The organism is Leptolyngbya sp. FACHB-541, assembly GCF_014695875.1.
GTDB lineage: Bacteria > Cyanobacteriota > Cyanobacteriia > Elainellales > Elainellaceae > JAAUTN01.
Window position 1 is genome coordinate 122,924 of the sequence record NZ_JACJPC010000146.1, and the last position, 15,476, is coordinate 138,399.

General features: G+C 49.4%; 16 protein-coding genes. 12 read left to right on the top strand and 4 right to left on the bottom strand.

Annotated elements, in window-relative coordinates; genetic code table 11:
• Positions 1-156: 156 nt before the first annotated feature.
• The 5 genes from coaD (at position 157) to H6G00_RS32580 (ending at position 4,893) form a co-directional block, all read left to right on the top strand.
• Positions 157-720: a pantetheine-phosphate adenylyltransferase gene (gene coaD, locus H6G00_RS32560; protein ID WP_190799905.1), complete on the top strand. Its 564-nt coding sequence runs from the start codon at positions 157-159 to the stop codon at positions 718-720.
• Positions 618-1,361 (top strand): DivIVA domain-containing protein, encoded by a 744-nt coding sequence (locus H6G00_RS32565; RefSeq protein ID WP_190799906.1) that lies wholly within the window; start codon positions 618-620, stop codon positions 1,359-1,361. Before coaD ends, H6G00_RS32565 begins: the two co-directional genes overlap by 103 nt.
• A 44-nt stretch (positions 1,362-1,405) precedes the next feature.
• Positions 1,406-3,211: a proline--tRNA ligase gene (locus H6G00_RS32570; RefSeq protein ID WP_190799907.1), complete on the top strand. Its 1,806-nt coding sequence runs from the start codon at positions 1,406-1,408 to the stop codon at positions 3,209-3,211.
• Positions 3,212-3,217: 6 nt separating this feature from the next.
• Complete coding sequence (locus tag H6G00_RS32575; protein ID WP_190799908.1) at positions 3,218-4,021, top strand: DUF2993 domain-containing protein; 804 nt, start codon at positions 3,218-3,220, stop codon at positions 4,019-4,021.
• Between the two features lie 119 nt (positions 4,022-4,140).
• A complete protein-coding gene (locus tag H6G00_RS32580) occupies positions 4,141-4,893 on the top strand; it encodes a GerMN domain-containing protein (RefSeq protein WP_190799909.1) in 753 nt (250 codons plus the stop codon).
• 86 nt (positions 4,894-4,979) lie between these two features.
• Here the strand turns inward: H6G00_RS32580 and H6G00_RS32585 are convergent, their stop codons facing one another.
• The 4 genes from H6G00_RS32585 to mgtE all read right to left on the bottom strand — a co-directional run bounded on the left by H6G00_RS32585 (position 4,980) and on the right by mgtE (position 8,552).
• Positions 4,980-5,366 carry a metalloregulator ArsR/SmtB family transcription factor gene (locus H6G00_RS32585; protein WP_190642672.1) on the bottom strand — a complete coding sequence of 129 codons (387 nt, stop codon included), beginning with the start codon at positions 5,364-5,366 and terminating at the stop codon, positions 4,980-4,982.
• 113 nt (positions 5,367-5,479) lie between these two features.
• Positions 5,480-5,758 (bottom strand): Npun_R1517 family heterocyst differentiation transcriptional regulator, encoded by a 279-nt coding sequence (locus H6G00_RS32590; protein WP_190686924.1) that lies wholly within the window; start codon positions 5,756-5,758, stop codon positions 5,480-5,482.
• A gap of 977 nt (positions 5,759-6,735) precedes the next feature.
• The gene (locus tag H6G00_RS32595; protein WP_190799910.1) at positions 6,736-7,041 is read right to left on the bottom strand and encodes a DUF6464 family protein; all 306 of its coding nucleotides are present in this window, start codon (positions 7,039-7,041) and stop codon (positions 6,736-6,738) included.
• 107 nt (positions 7,042-7,148) lie between these two features.
• Positions 7,149-8,552: a magnesium transporter gene (gene mgtE, locus H6G00_RS32600; RefSeq protein WP_190799911.1), complete on the bottom strand. Its 1,404-nt coding sequence runs from the start codon at positions 8,550-8,552 to the stop codon at positions 7,149-7,151.
• Between the two features lie 240 nt (positions 8,553-8,792).
• Here mgtE and H6G00_RS32605 point away from each other — a divergent pair, with 240 nt between their 5' ends.
• From H6G00_RS32605 to H6G00_RS32635, 7 genes are all read left to right on the top strand, one after another.
• The gene (locus H6G00_RS32605) at positions 8,793-9,227 is read left to right on the top strand and encodes a hypothetical protein (protein WP_190686931.1); all 435 of its coding nucleotides are present in this window, start codon (positions 8,793-8,795) and stop codon (positions 9,225-9,227) included.
• 238 nt (positions 9,228-9,465) lie between these two features.
• Positions 9,466-11,262 (top strand): aspartate--tRNA ligase, encoded by a 1,797-nt coding sequence (aspS, locus tag H6G00_RS32610; protein WP_190799912.1) that lies wholly within the window; start codon positions 9,466-9,468, stop codon positions 11,260-11,262.
• Positions 11,259-11,591, top strand: a complete 333-nt coding sequence (petJ, locus tag H6G00_RS32615) for a cytochrome c6 PetJ (protein WP_190799913.1) — start codon at positions 11,259-11,261, stop codon at positions 11,589-11,591. Before aspS ends, petJ begins: the two co-directional genes overlap by 4 nt.
• Before the next feature lie 25 nt (positions 11,592-11,616).
• Positions 11,617-12,459 (top strand): Tab2/Atab2 family RNA-binding protein, encoded by an 843-nt coding sequence (locus H6G00_RS32620; RefSeq protein WP_190799914.1) that lies wholly within the window; start codon positions 11,617-11,619, stop codon positions 12,457-12,459.
• Positions 12,460-12,513: 54 nt separating this feature from the next.
• On the top strand, positions 12,514-13,386 hold the full coding sequence (locus H6G00_RS32625; RefSeq protein ID WP_190799915.1) for an S-methyl-5'-thioadenosine phosphorylase: 873 nt from the start codon (positions 12,514-12,516) through the stop codon (positions 13,384-13,386).
• A gap of 266 nt (positions 13,387-13,652) precedes the next feature.
• The gene (locus H6G00_RS32630) at positions 13,653-14,909 is read left to right on the top strand and encodes an aspartate aminotransferase family protein (protein WP_190799916.1); all 1,257 of its coding nucleotides are present in this window, start codon (positions 13,653-13,655) and stop codon (positions 14,907-14,909) included.
• 159 nt (positions 14,910-15,068) lie between these two features.
• On the top strand, positions 15,069-15,455 hold the full coding sequence (locus tag H6G00_RS32635; protein WP_190642680.1) for a nuclear transport factor 2 family protein: 387 nt from the start codon (positions 15,069-15,071) through the stop codon (positions 15,453-15,455).
• Positions 15,456-15,476 lie beyond the last annotated feature (21 nt).

Genomic DNA, 15,476 nt, shown 5'->3' on the forward strand with positions numbered 1-15,476 from the left:
CCATCTGTATAATGTCCTGGTATTCACAAGATGGCAGTATCGATGATTTGATTTTTGTGTAAATACGGGCATTCTGCCCGTATTTACACAAAAATCTGAACACACTCCAGTATCAGCGTCCGGTAAAATCGCTTCAGCGAGTCGAGAAACTAAATCGTGATTGCAGTGTATCCTGGTAGTTTCGATCCGATTACGCTGGGTCATCTGGATATCATTGAGCGAGGCTGTCAGCTCTTTGATCAGGTGATTGTGCTGGTATCGACGAACCCTAACAAAACGCCGCTGTTTTCAGCGCAGAAACGGATAGAGCAAATTTGCTTGACCACCCGTCATCTGCCCAACGTTGAAGTTGATAGCTTTGACGGTTTGACTGTAACCTATGCAAAAATGCGAAAAGCTGGGGTGCTGTTGCGGGGTCTTCGAGTCCTCTCTGATTTTGAGAAGGAACTCCAGATGGCTCATACAAACAAAACGCTCTCAGACGATGTTGAAACCGTTTTTCTAGCCACTTCAAACGAGTACAGCTTTCTGAGTAGCAGCCTAGTTAAAGAAATCGCTAGGTTTGGTGGTCCTGTAGATCATCTTGTCCCTCAACCCGTTGCCCTGGATATCCATCGATGTTACGCCAAGACTCCGACCGTATTAGCCCCGACCGTAGCGGAAGTACCCCACACGCCGGAGTCTCCGCTGGAGGTTCCTACGGAGATGCAGCCCGAATAGGCGGCCTTGATATCCAGCGAGAGCTCAATAAACTGGAAGAAATGATCCTCGACAGTCCCCGAATTCCTCTGAGCAAGCGGACTTTGGTGGATGAAGAGCAGTTGCTCGATCAACTTGACTTAATTCGACTGAACCTGCCAACGGCATTCCAAGAAGCGGCAGAAGTGGTTTGTCACAAGGAAGACTTGTTGTCAGAAGCAGAGCAGTATGCTCAAGAAATTTTGGAAACTGCAGAGCGACGAGCCGCCCAAATCTTGGATGAGATGGGTTTAATTCGGCAAGCTGAGCTAGAAGCACAACAAATTCGGCAGCGGGTGCAGCAGGAATGTGAAGCCGCACAAGAGCAAACGATGGCTGATATTGATCGAATGCGCCGCCAAGCTCAGCAGGAATTAGAGGAAATTAGGAAGCGAGCGATCGCCGAATCCGAGGAGATCCAGCAAGGCGCAGATGACTATGCTGATAGCGTCCTCAAAGGCATGGAGCAACAGCTTAGCGACATGATCCGCGTCATTCGCAATGGTCGTCAACAGCTTCACCCAGAGCCACCTGGTCCGCAAAAGCCACGGGAATCTAGCAGCCCCTCTGCAAATCGCCCTACCCCAGCTCAAAAATCTGCGTCAGAGCGATCGAAGAGCTAGTAGTCTAGACTTCTGTAGGAAGACAATTTGTAGGAAGGCAAACCATGCGGCTGTCACAGATGCTCTTTTTAACCCTGCGGGAAGATCCAGCAGAGGCAGAAATTCCCAGTCATAAACTGCTGCTGCGGGCAGGATACATGAGGCGAGTTGGCAGTGGTCTTTATGCCTACCTACCGCTGCTGTGGCGTGTCCTCAAGAAAGTCTCACAAATTGTGCGGGAAGAAATGGACGCTGCCGGAGCACAGGAATGCTTGCTAACTCAGTTGCAGCCCTCAGAGCTATGGCGCGAATCGGGTCGGTGGGATACCTATACCAAAGCCGAAGGCATCATGTTTGCCTTAAAAGATCGGCAGGATCGCGAATTGGGGCTAGGTCCAACCCATGAAGAAGTCGTGACGGCGATCGCCCGTGACATGATCCGCTCCTACCGTCAGTTGCCGGTCAACCTCTATCAGATTCAAAGCAAATTCCGAGATGAAATCCGCCCCCGCTTTGGTCTGATGCGTGGGCGAGAATTCATTATGAAAGATGCCTACTCCTTTGATATGGATGAGGCAGGCATGAAAAAGTCCTACGAAAAGATGTATCACGCTTACAACAACATCTTTCGGCGGTCCGGATTGGCATTTCGGGCTGTCGAGGCAGATTCGGGGGCGATCGGTGGTTCCGGTTCCCAGGAGTTCATGATTCTAGCGGACGCAGGGGAAGACGAAGTTCTCTACACGGAGGACGGCAAATACTCTGCCAACGTCGAAAAAGCGGTTTCCTTACCGCTCGATGCTGAACCTTCCGGTTTCAAGAAATACGAGAAATTAGAAACCCCTGGAACGCCAACCATCGCTACCCTCTGCGATTTCCTCAAGTGTTCACCCACGCAGATCGTCAAAAACGTACTTTACCAGGTGACGTACAACAACGGCATGAACGTGCTGGTGTTAGTCAGCATCCGGGGCGATCAGGATGTCAACGAAGTGAAATTGCAAAATGAACTGGTAAAACAGGCAGATCAGTACGGTGGCAGCACAGTGATTGCGCTAACCGTTCCTGATGCTGAGTCCCAACAAAAGTGGGCGGCAAAACCCTTGCCGCTAGGTTACATTGCTCCTGATTTGGGTGATGATTACATTCAGTCATCCAAAAATTTAGCTCCAAAGTTTTTGCGAATAGTAGACCCAACCGCAGTTGAGCTAAAAAACTTTGCGACAGGAGCAAATGAATCAGGGCATCACGTCGTTGGGGCAAATTGGGGTGAGCAGTTTCAGCTTCCCAAGCTAGCTGTAGATTTGAGAAAAGCCCAAGCAGGCGATCGCGCCCTACATGACTCCAGCCAAACCCTCCAAAGTGCCAGAGGCATTGAAGTTGGTCACATTTTCCAACTCGGCTTGAAATATTCCAAGTCAATGGGTGCAACCTACACGACTGAGCAGGGTGAACCCGCTCCCATGTACATGGGCTGCTACGGGGTGGGTGTGTCTCGACTGGCACAGGCGGCCGTTGAGCAATCCTACGATAAGGATGGAATCATCTGGCCCGTGGCGATCGCTCCCTATCATGCGATCGTTGTCATTCCCAACATTGCCGATGCCAACCAGGTAGAAGTGGCTGAAAAGCTGTATACCGAACTGAATCAGGCTGGTGTAGAAACCTTGCTCGACGACCGCGACGAACGGGCCGGAGTCAAATTTAAAGATGCTGACCTGGTCGGTATTCCGTTTCGGATTGTGACGGGGCGATCGCTCCAGTCTGGCAAAGTCGAAGTGGTCAAACGTGCTACCCGCGAATCTGAAGAAATTGCTCTGGATCAAGTGCTGCCTACCCTCAAGCAATGGATCGCTGAAGCTCTCTCTTAACCCGATATGGAATTCTTCACCATTCTTCTGTCCGGCTTGCTGGGTATTCTTTCCCCAGCTGGCTTGGTTATCGACAGCGTAGCTGAAAATGCTATCCGCGATCAGTTAGAGGACGTTGAGCAGCTAGAAGTCCGGGTGGATAACGCACCCAGCTACCAAATCTTGCAGGGTAAAGTTCAGCGAGTCAGAATTGCTGGACGTGGACTCTTTCCTGTAGAGGCTTTGCGAATCGACACGGTGGAAGTGGAGACAGATGCGATCGCCATCGATCCTGATCGCCTCCAGGAGGGTCAGGCTGCGCTGGAGCAACCCTTGCAGGCAGGAATCCGACTGGTATTAAAGCAAGCAGACTTAAACCAGGCTTTGCAATCTCCTGAAATTGCCGAACAGTTGCGTGATTTTAGCGTCAATCTAGTTAGCCGTTCAGGAGCCGAGGAATTACAGCGCTATGACTTTATTGACCCGCAGATAGAGTTCATAGACAACGATTCCGCAGGTAGCACGGTTCTGGGTCGCATACGAATCCAAGTCATTCTACGAGAACAGGAAACTCAAGAAGATTTGCAAATTCTTGCAGAGTTGGGATTAGAAAAGACCTCAGCCCTACAGCTTCAGATTGTTGAGCCAATCGTCCGTGCCAATGGAGAACCCGTTCCGCGACAGCTTATTCAACCCTTGATTGACGGCATCAACCAACAGCTCAACCTGAATAATTTAGAAACTTTTGGCATCACAGCTCGACTTCTACAGGTAGAGTTAACCCCTGAAGCGCTGAATTTAGCTGCATTTGTTCAAATTCGTCGGCCTTGAACTCCGGAAACCAGGTTAGCACTGCTGTAGTTAGAGAGCTGAGATAAATTCAACCCCTTTCGAGTTAAATCAGGGCTTCCTCAACTCTCACGCTGTTTGTTATTCAGGAGGAACCTGCTATGCGTGATCATCAGCCATCAGATCAGCCAACCCGTCAGTCACTAGAATCATCGGACTACCCACAGCCAGAGACAGAATCGTTTCCTGAAGGTAATCGGCTCTCTCGTCGCATTCCACTTGGATTACTCGCAGGAATATCTGCCGTCGTTGTGCTAACAGGCAGCGCTACAGCCTGGTGGACATGGAACTTTGCGGCTAGGAATGCTGACCCTAGCAAAACTGCTCCTGCTACCATACAGCCCTCCCCAGTGGAATTGCCCGCGACAAACGTTCCCATAGAATCCCCTGCCGCTCAAGCACCTGAACCCCAGCCCAGCACTGTAGAAGAGCAAACTGCTGAAGTTTACTGGCTGGATGTCAATGCTGAACAGTTAGAACTAGTCGCTAGTCCAGTTTCACTGCCAACTGATCAGCCTGACGAGGCACTGAAAGTAGTATTTGAAGATTTGCTCCAAGGACCAAGCGAATCAGCAGCGTTCTCCGAAATTCCTGAAGGAACTGAACTACGCGAGGTAACCGTTGAGAGTGACGGGGTTCATATTGACCTATCTGAGGACTTTACCCTCGGCGGTGGTAGTGCATCTATGACGGGCAGGTTGGGACAAATAGTCTATACCGCCACTAGCCTGGAACCAGAAGCCAACGTTTGGATCTCGGTAGAAGGAGAACCCCTAGAAGTACTAGGTGGAGAGGGTTTAGTCGTTGACCAGCCAATGACCCGTGATGGCTTTGAGCAGAACTTTGCCCTCTAGAGCAATTTGCCGGAAGCACCAGCAATCCTAGATTTAGCTGTAAAGATAGGTGGTCTGTGAGAGACACCCCTTGCTAGGGGACACTCTCACAGCCTATTTTGGATTGCTATAGTGTCAGGCTGCTGTCTGCTAGTTAGGGTAAAGGCCCGGAAGTGTCTGGCCTGCTGCTCAATGCGGGTGGCAAGGCGATCGCACACCAAGCTGCACAATTCAAAAATCAGATCGTCTTCCACACTGTAGTAAGCTGAGGTGCCAACGCTGCGGCGGCTGAGAATGCCAGCCTGCAACATGACCTTCAAGTGTTTAGAAACATTGGCCTGACTAGTTGCAGTTGCCTCAACCAGGTCTTGAACACACTTTTCACCATCTCGCAGTGAGTTCAAGAGTTTCAGACGCATCGGTTCACTCAACACACCGAAGTACTCAGCAACTTGCTGCACAATTTCTGGCGGTACAGACTCGGCTGGTTTCATGCAAATCTAACCCCGAAAGGACTGATCCCAGATTGTACCAGTCAACCCATCTATGCCAATAGAGTAATAGAACACAAGCGGAGCACGTTCTATGTAGCAATACGAAAGGTTGACTAGGCTAAATCACTAGAATTGCGTAAACGGATAAGCTGACGGCGCATTTGGGGCGATGCTTCCACCTCAGGTAGCTCTTTTGCCTCAACATGGATCTGAACTGGTTCCAGATACTCGTCAGCTCCACAGGTGAACGCATCTAGCAACATTTCTAGAAGCTCCTCGCGATCGCACAGAACGCCCTTCTCCTCAATCAGCCTGAACTTGAGGCGAATCTCACAATCGTAGACACCAACTTCAGTGCTAACAGGCTGATACTCTAAAGAACTAGATTTCATCTGAGAAACAGCACCTGTTGTGCTGCGATTAAGAGGGTAGTTTCCAGATCTGGTTCAACAAAAGTTTCATCAATTTTGCTTTTGCAATTGACCTGCCTTTAAAGACTTACTGCTTAAAGATAGGGACTTCTTGCTGTGCAGGGCTTGGCGTTTGTTGCTTAGACTTAAAGTAGCATTCCCTTGAAGATGATTAGATCCGCTAATTAGCTGAATTCAAATTACTTGGTTGTTAAAGCTTTTATATTGAATCAGCGGTAGCTTCACCATTCCCTAACACAAGTAGATCTGTATCGTCGAATTAGTAATGAACGCTTACTAACGCTATTTTCTACTCTTCAGGCTAGGGCATTCATAAAATCTCTGTAAGGACTCTTTAATGCCTTTACAGAGGCTTTAAACCAGATTTTAGTTGAATGTTTAACTACCTAGAAAGTACCATTTTGCCGCCTACGCTTGGTTCTCAATAAGTTTGGTAAATTAGACATCTCTGCCTTCGGATAGCTTCAGACCCCGCAGGCTACCTGAGTTGTGCCGAATGTATGTGGTAGGGCATTTCTCAAACTGCAGGTGAAAAGATGTCCTGGTTCAGACTATTATGATATGAAAACAAACGTTAAATACGCCTGGTTCTAGCCTCTTTAATGCAGGTTCAATCAAGCATCCGTCGCCACATTTTACACTTGACTTAAGCTTGTACTGATCAACAACTTAAAGCTGAATGTACTTTTTTTGACACCTTGCTTTTCCAGCGAAGCAATCTGTTACAAACACCTTGCTTTGCTAATAGCGAAACTGGCTTCAGTGTTTAATTCAGTAGTAATCAATTTTCTGATACAGGCATTAGCAGGGTAACTGAGAATTCAATATGGTACAGGTAGGACTTATGCTACATCGAATGGTTAGCAGTCCAGCTTTGATTTGAAACAATGTGTGAAGAAGACGAAAGAAGTTGGAGGAAGGGTAGACTCTCAACCCTTTCAGCAAGTCCATTCCTTGGGGTGGTAGTGTGAACAATCCTGGCAAGGCCCAAGTGGATTTACGGCGCAGCGAATATAGCTGGAGCGGGCATTAAATTGGCAGGTAATGTCACCAATGATGTAACCCATTCCTTCCACATAGTGTTGGTCAGGGGCAAGATGGAAATTGGGCAGACCCCGACTGGCAGTTGAGTGAAGGGCTAACCGAAGTCTCTCTTGGGCTTGAGCGTCTACGCGACGCATGACCCAGATTGAGAATAGGGAGGGGGTCAAGCCAAGAATGAGAATTAGGAGTGCAACTAACACGGCTTTCTGGTTTGACGATGGAGCTAAGTGAACGAGCAGGACTGGATTCTACCTACTTTCTTGTCCTTAAGTGGGGAAAAGCTTTTGGACTTATTCTGAATCTAACGCTATTGAATCTGCAAGATTAGCCGCGCCAGGTTGAGATAAATCAGGACTCCCAATACGTCTACGGCAGTTGTGATGAATGGAGCGGACATTAGAGCGGGATCAAGACCGATAGTCTGGAAGAGAAACGGTAAGGTTGATCCTGCAACTGAAGCCAGAATTGAAATGGCAACCAGGCTAACTCCAACAGCGATCGCCACAACCCAGCTTCCCTGAAGCACATAGGCCCAGACCAGCACGACCAGTCCCAGCATTAAACCCAGGAAAGTTCCTGCGATCGCCTCTCGACGAATCACCCGCAGGGCTTTTTTACCCTGAATTTCATCCGTATTTAGTCCTCGAATCACGACAGTGGAAGATTGTGCACCAACATTTCCACCCGTACCGATCAGGAGAGGAATAAATGCTGCTAGTGCTACAACCTGCTGCAAAATTTCCTGCTGACTGCGAATTACAGCACTGGTCGCAGTATTGGTAATCAGCAGCACAAACAACCAAACAACCCGTCTGCGAGCTACAGTCAGCAAATTCGTTTGGAAATAGCTGTCATCACCGGACTGCACGCCACCCAAGGTATAAATATCTTCCGTTGTTTCCTCTTCCAGGATGTCGAGCACGTCGTCTACGGTAATGATTCCGACTAGACGCTGTTCTGCATCGACGACGGGCACTGCGAGGAAGTCATAGCGTTGAATGATTCGAGCGGCTTCTTCTTGATCGGTGTCGGTCTGGACGTAGACGATTTCCCGAGTCAGGACATCGCCAATCTTTTGGTCTGGTTGGGCTGTCACTAGGGCGCGGAGGGAAAGGGTCCCGATTAAACGACGAGCAGCATCAGTGACGTAGAGGTAGTAAATGGTTTCACTGACGTTAGCCAGGCTGCGGATGCGTTCAAGGGACTGAGCGACTGTCCATCCTTCTTTAAGGGAAACGTACTCCGGAGTCATAATTCGCCCGGCGGTGCCCGATTCGTAGCCTAACAGCAAGGCTGTAGCGCGACGTTCTTCTAGGCTAAGCTGCTCCAGGATGCGGGTAACGACTTTGGCAGGCAATTCGTCAAACAGGCGCACTCGATCGTCGGGCGACATTTTATCGACGATGTCGAGTACGTCTTGCCGCTTAAATTCTTCGATCAGCGTTTGCTGGACGGTCGAATCAAGATATTCGTAGACTTCAATCGCCTCACTTTTAGAAAGTAAGCGAAAGGCGATCGCCTGCATCGGTTCGGGCAGTCCTTCGATCGCTTCAGCAATATCCGCAGGCTGAACGGGTACGAGCAGTGCTTTGGCTCCGATCAGGTTTCCCTGTTCTAAAAGAGCCTGAAGTTGCGATCGCACCAATTCTCGCAATTCTCTACGAGAAAAACTTTGAAGAGCAGTGGATGAATTGTCGTTGTCGATAGTCAATGCTCTAAATTTTTTCCTCTATGAGTCTGTGCCTATTGTGGCTCTACCCATAATTTCCCATAACGTTTGTTGCTTGACTACAGCAACCGCTCATCAATTTGGTAAACCAGTGTAGGGTTTGCAGGTTCTTACTTTAGCCCGATGCTATCAATTCTGTCGGAAGTTAGTTTGAAAGTGCAGCCGTCATCACCTTTGAGATGAAGTTTGCCCAGAACTGATGTGACTAAAGGAGAGAGGCACATGAACTCTGAGACTAGAACCCCCGAAATTACCGCAATTACAACGACTCCTGAAACAACTGCGGTCGTGCAAATTAGTCCTGAGACGGAGGCATTGGTAAAGCAGGAAATGCCAAACAAGCCAGAAGAGGCTCAGCGTGAAACGATGGCTTTGATTGAAGCTATCAAAAGACGTGCTCAGCTGTCAGTGCAAGAAGCGAGGGATGTGACGCTTGACTCTTACCTGACAGCAGTTCGGCAAGCTAGAGAAGCAGTGGAGCAAAACAAGCCCCTAGTCGATCCGGTGCAAGTTGAAAAGTCGGTTGAATTAGTCCAACGACAGGCAGAAATGAATTGGAGCGTGATTGTTTCCGAAATTGAATCTTTGGGGGTGCAATTAGTTGACGCAGCCAGGGATGCTTGGAATACGTTGATGAATTCAGACCACAAGCGCTAATCAAGAGATCTTCGAGGAGTATGGGAACGAACGTCCGTTCGTTCCCACTCAGCTACTTTTGATATGGAGCAGGAATTGTCCGGAGATCTTGTTGGGGAGAATCTTTTGCAAAGGCAAGGTGAATTGCCTCCCTACCGGAGCGAAAAGAATAGGACTCTGATTTTTCTGATCGGGATCGCAACGAATGCTAGATAATGGAAGGGTTTTTACTTAGGCCCTTCAGTTTCAACTCATAGCCATGCGAACCCATTACTGCGGTCAACTCCGACCTGAACATATTGGAGAGACGGTTACTCTATTTGGTTGGGTAGACCGTCGCCGCGATCATGGCGGAGTCATTTTTTTGGATTTACGCGATCGCACTGGAATTGCCCAGATTGTCAGCGATCCCGAACGTACGCCTGCTTCCTATGAAACCGCAGGTAATTTGCGAAACGAATATGTAGTCAAAATCACAGGGCGCGTTACTCGTCGTCCTGATGAATCGCTGAATTCTCGCATTCCCACAGGCGAAGTCGAGGTATACGCTGACCAGATTGAACTGCTGAATGCGGTGCGAAAACAGTTGCCGTTCCAGGTCTCCACTGCTGATGCGGAACCTGTGCGAGAAGAACTGCGGTTGAAGTATCGCTATCTCGATTTGCGGCGCGATCGCATGACGCGAAACCTGCAGCTGCGCCACCAGGTTGTCAAAGCCATTCGCCGTTACCTGGAAGATCAGGAAGGTTTCATCGAAGTCGAAACCCCAATGCTGACACGCTCCACCCCAGAAGGCGCACGAGATTTTCTATTACCGAGTCGGGTCAATCCAGGAGATTGGTTTGCGCTGCCGCAGTCGCCACAGCTGTTTAAGCAAATTTTGATGGTGTCGGGGTGCGATCGCTACTATCAAATCGCTCGCTGCTTCCGGGATGAAGACCTAAGAGCAGATCGTCAGCCCGAATTTACTCAACTGGACATGGAAATGAGCTTTATGTCGCAGGAGGAAATTCTTGATCTGAATGAAAAACTGGTCTGCCACATCTTTAAAGCAATTAAAAACATCGACATCTCGCGCCCGTTTCCACGACTTACTTATGCTGAGGCGATGGATCGCTACGGCTGCGATAAACCCGACACTCGTTATGATCTGGAACTGGTGAACGTTTCTGATCTGGTCAAAGATTCTGGCTTTAAGGTGTTTTCGGCAGCCGTTAGCAGTGGCGGAATTGTCAAAGTTCTGCCGATTCCCAATGGCAACGCCGCGATTTCTAATGTACGAATCAAACCCGGTGGCGATTTATTCAAAGAAGCCAGTGAAGCTGGAGCAAAGGGGCTTGCCTACATTCGGGTGCGCGAGGACGGTGAAATTGACACGATCGGAGCCATTAAAGACAACCTCACCGACGCACAGAAGCAAGAACTTTTGAGCCGCACCGGAGCCGCCCCAGGGCACTTGCTGCTATTTGGCGCAGGGGATGCCGCAACGGTAAACAAAACGCTCGATCGCTTGCGTCAGGTCGTAGCGCGTGAACTGAAGCTGATCGATCCCGACAAGATTAACTTGCTCTGGGTAACAGACTTCCCCATGTTCGAGTGGAATGCCGACGAGAAACGGTTGGAAGCACTGCACCATCCCTTCACTGCCCCCCATCCTGACGATGCTCACGACCTGAAAACTGCCCATGCCCAGGCGTATGACTTGGTCTATAACGGCTTTGAGGTGGGTGGAGGCAGCCTGCGAATTTATCAGCCCGATTTGCAGCGACAGGTCTTTGAAACAATCGGTTTGTCGCCCGAAGAGGCATATAGCAAATTTGGTTTCTTGCTAGAAGCGTTTGAGTATGGCACTCCGCCCCATGGAGGAATTGCCTACGGGCTGGATCGACTGGTGATGCTGCTAGCGGGTGAAGAGTCAATCCGAGATGCGATCGCCTTCCCCAAAACCCAGCAAGCTCGCTGCCTCCTCACCAATGCCCCCTCTAGTGTCGACGAAAAGCAGCTAAAAGAACTGCACGTCGCTTCAACCTACAAACCCAAACCTAAAGCAGAATGAAACGAATCGTCACGGTAATCACCCTGATGCTGATGATCTGGGCTGCCTTCACTTTTCCAGTGTGGGCAGCCAACACTGCCAACGGTGCCCAAATTTTTGAAGCACGTTGTGCAGGCTGTCACATTAACGGTGGCAACATCATCCGACGTGGCAAAAACCTAAAGCTAAAGGCGCTGCGGCGTAACCAGATGGATTCACTGGAGGCGATCGCTCAAATTGTTACCAACGGCAAGCGTCCGATGGCAGCCTATGGCGATCGCCTCACCCTCGAAGAAATCGAAGACGTTTCAGCGTATGTGCTGGAACAAGCAGAGAAAGATTGGAAATAAATAAGCGTTAGGAGAGCCAGACAAAATGACGGTTTGGCAAGCTGATTTTTATCGTCGTCCATTGCAGAATGAGGCAAAACAGCCGCTGTGGGAACTAGTGGTCTGTAACCCTGAGCAAACTTTTTCGGCTCAAGCATTTTGTCCGCAGTCAGAAGCAAATTCTACCTGGATCGCAAATCAGCTATTGCAAATGGCAGGCAGCTCTAAAAACCTACCTCAGCAGATTCAGGTATTTCGCCCTCAGTCAGTCAGCTTAATTGCAGCCGCTTGCCAAGCCTTAGAAATCGCTGTAGAACCAACCCGCCGCACTTCTGCTCTAAAACAGTTACTTCAACAGCGAGCTGAGGACTACCACAAGCTGGAAGGTTACACTGGACAGCCCTACGAGCCTGTCAAACTAGAACAACCGCCACCCGTGCCGCTGCCCGAAAATCTGTGGGGAGAGCAGTGGCGATTTGCGGCGATCGCCGCCTCTGACCTGGAATCCAGCTTCAAAAACAGACCCATCCCCATCCTGCAAATGCCCAAAGCGCTTCTGCCAGTCAACTTACAGCTTGCCTCCACGGTTTCGGTACCCGGTGTGGTAATCGATGGCGGCAGACAGTCAATGCGTCTAGCACGGTGGCTGCAAGAAACTCGCCCAGTCTCACTCAACTACATTCCAGGCGAGCCCAATGGGCTAATTCTAGAAGCAGGACTGGTCGATCGCTGGGTAGTCACTACTTTTGATGATCAGGACGTAATTTCTGCCGCTCAAACCTTTCAACAGCGGCAGCAAACGGCTCAAGAACTGCACTTTTTGCTAGTTCAACCCGATGATTCTGGTATGACCTACAGCGGGTTCTGGCTATTAAGGGCAGAACACTAGCAGCTTTTCCCGGTAGAATGGCTTGGCATTGCAGCAAAGGGCAAAAAAGCAATTATGGCTGACGTAAAGATTGGGATCATGGGTGGCAGCGGTCTTTACAAGATGGAGGCACTGCGAGACATCGAGGAAGTGCAGATTGATACGCCCTTTGGTGCGCCGTCTGATGCTTTGATCTTAGGGACGCTAGACGGAACGCGAGTGGCTTTTTTGGCTCGTCACGGACGCAATCACCACCTTTCCCCTTCAGAGCTACCCTTTCGGGCAAATATCTATGCAATGAAAAGCCTGGGAGTGGAATACTTAATTTCCGCTTCGGCAGTCGGTTCTCTCAAGGAAGAAGCCAAGCCGCTGGACATGGTTGTGCCCGACCAATTTATCGATCGCACCAAAAATCGAATTTCCACCTTCTTTGGTGAAGGGATTGTGGCACACATTGCCTTTGGTGACCCAATTTGTCAAAACTTGGCGAAAGTTCTGTCAGAGGCGATCGCCAGCCTCAATTTCCCTGACGTTGTGCTGCATCGCGGCGGCACCTATGTCTGCATGGAAGGGCCGGCTTTTTCAACCAAAGCAGAATCCAATCTCTATCGCAGCTGGGGCGCAACAGTGATTGGCATGACCAATTTGCCAGAAGCAAAGCTAGCCAGAGAAGCAGAAATCGCCTATGCAACCTTGGCTCTAGTAACTGATTACGACTGCTGGCACCCCGATCACGACAGCGTGACTGTAGAAATGGTCATCGGCAACTTGATGAAAAATGCAGTTAACGCTCAACGTGTAATTCAAGAAACGGTGCGTCGCCTTAGCCAAAACCCCCCTTCCTCAGATGCCCATTCTGCGCTGAAATATGCCATCATCACGCCGCTCGACAAAGCCCCATCTGCCACAAAAGAAAAGCTGAATTTGCTGTTGCAGAAGTATCTGTGAAGCCATGATTTCGACAAGACTTTGAATGACATTGAAATGTCATTGAATTTTCACAATCAGCGGCAGAGCGCTCTAAAGACGCTACATCAATGCTTTGAAAGGTTTCGTGGCGATCGCCGCCAATCCTACAGCAGAAACAAGTAACTTACAATCAAACTTAGCCCTAAATCTAAACTCTTGATTTAGCCAACCTTGTATTTTCAGGTTGTGTTTCTAACTCAGTTGTTACCATTGTTTGAATTGTTTGCCCAGCAGAGGAAAAGCCGATGAGTCCAGCAGAAACCCTCGTTTCATCTCCCGTCGCTGTCGCTAGCCCCAGCCCAGCCGAGTTTGACGAATATGTCATGTCAACTTATGGGCGCTTTCCCCTTACCTTAGAGCGAGGTGCAGGCTGCCGCGTTTGGGATGCTGATGGGCGAGAATATCTGGATTTTGTCGCTGGCATTGCTACCTGCACCTTAGGTCATGCTCACCCAGTTTTGGTTGAAGCCGTGACGCAGCAGATTCAGAAGCTGCATCATGTTTCCAATCTTTACTACATTCCAGAACAGGGTGAGTTAGCGAAGTGGCTAGTGCAGCACTCCTGCGCCGATCGCGCCTTTTTCTGCAACTCTGGAGCAGAGGCAAATGAGGGTGCAATCAAACTCGCCCGCAAATATGCCCACACGGTTCTAGGAATTGACAATCCGACTGTTTTGACCGCCCACGCTAGTTTTCATGGACGCACCCTGGCGACCGTCACCGCTACCGGACAGCCAAAATATCAAAAGAATTTCAATCCGCTCGTTCCAGGTTTCTATTATGTTCCCTACAACGATATTCGGGCATTAGAAGAAGCGATCGCCCAACTCGACAGCAGAGAACGGCAGGTTGCTGCAATCATGTTGGAGGGGCTGCAAGGTGAAGGTGGTGTTCGACCTGGCGATCTAGCTTATTTCCAACGGGTGCGACAGATTTGCGATGAAAAAGGCATTTTGCTAATTCTCGATGAAGTCCAGGTGGGTATGGGCCGCACTGGTCACTACTGGAGTTACGAACATTTAGGAATTGAACCTGACATTTTCACCTCGGCAAAAGGCTTAGGTGGTGGCATCCCAATCGGCGCTGTGTTGTGCAAGTCCTTCTGTGATGTCTTCCAACCAGGTGATCATGCCAGCACATTTGGCGGCAATCCATTTGCTTGTGCCGTAGCTCGCGCAGTTTGCCAAACCCTGGAGCAAGAAAACTTGCTAGACAATGTGCAGGAGCGAGGTAAGCAATTGCGTCAGGGACTGAGTGCACTCGCTCAAGCCTATCCGCAAGCGATCGCTGAAGTCCGAGGTTGGGGCTTGATCAATGGTCTGGTCTTGAGATCAGACATCGATTTAACCTCAGCGGACGTTGTGGAAGCTGCAATGGCTGAAGGACTGTTGCTAGTTCCGGCAGGTCCAAAGGTTGTTCGATTTGTGCCGCCGCTGATTGTCAGCGCCGCTGAAGTCAGTCAGGCATTGCAGGCAGTGGAGCGATCGCTAGCTGCACTCTAGCCAACGATCAGTTTTTAAGAATAAATCCACAAATCTAGCCAGAGAGTGAGAAAAGGGCGATCGCTTCTTCCTCGCTCTCTACTCTTGGATGGACAGAACTCAAGACTTTCTTGCAGTACACTGAACGGATTCCCAGTTAAACTGCGGCCTTTGCCTTTAATGAGCGACACACAAGCTGTGCTAGCTGTAAATCAGGCTTTCTATCGTGCTTTTGAAAAAAAGGACATCGAAGCCATGAGCCGCGTTTGGTCAAAAGGTTTAGGTAGTCTCTGCATTCATCCCGGAAGAGGGGTCTTGAAAAGCTGGGATCAAATTAGCGTTTCCTGGGAGCAAATTTTCAAAAACACAAGCTACTTCGAGATTGAAACGGACGTCATCACTATTGAAATCAGCGGCAATCTTGCCTACGTTGTCCTGACTGAAAGCTTGCTTCAAATTGTTCGAGGCAAAAGGCTTGAAGCGCAATCAACGGCAACTAATATTTTTGAGCGCATGTCTCAGCAATGGTATCTCGTGCATCATCACGGTAGTCCTCTCGTACAGTAATCCGTTGCTGTAACGACAGGT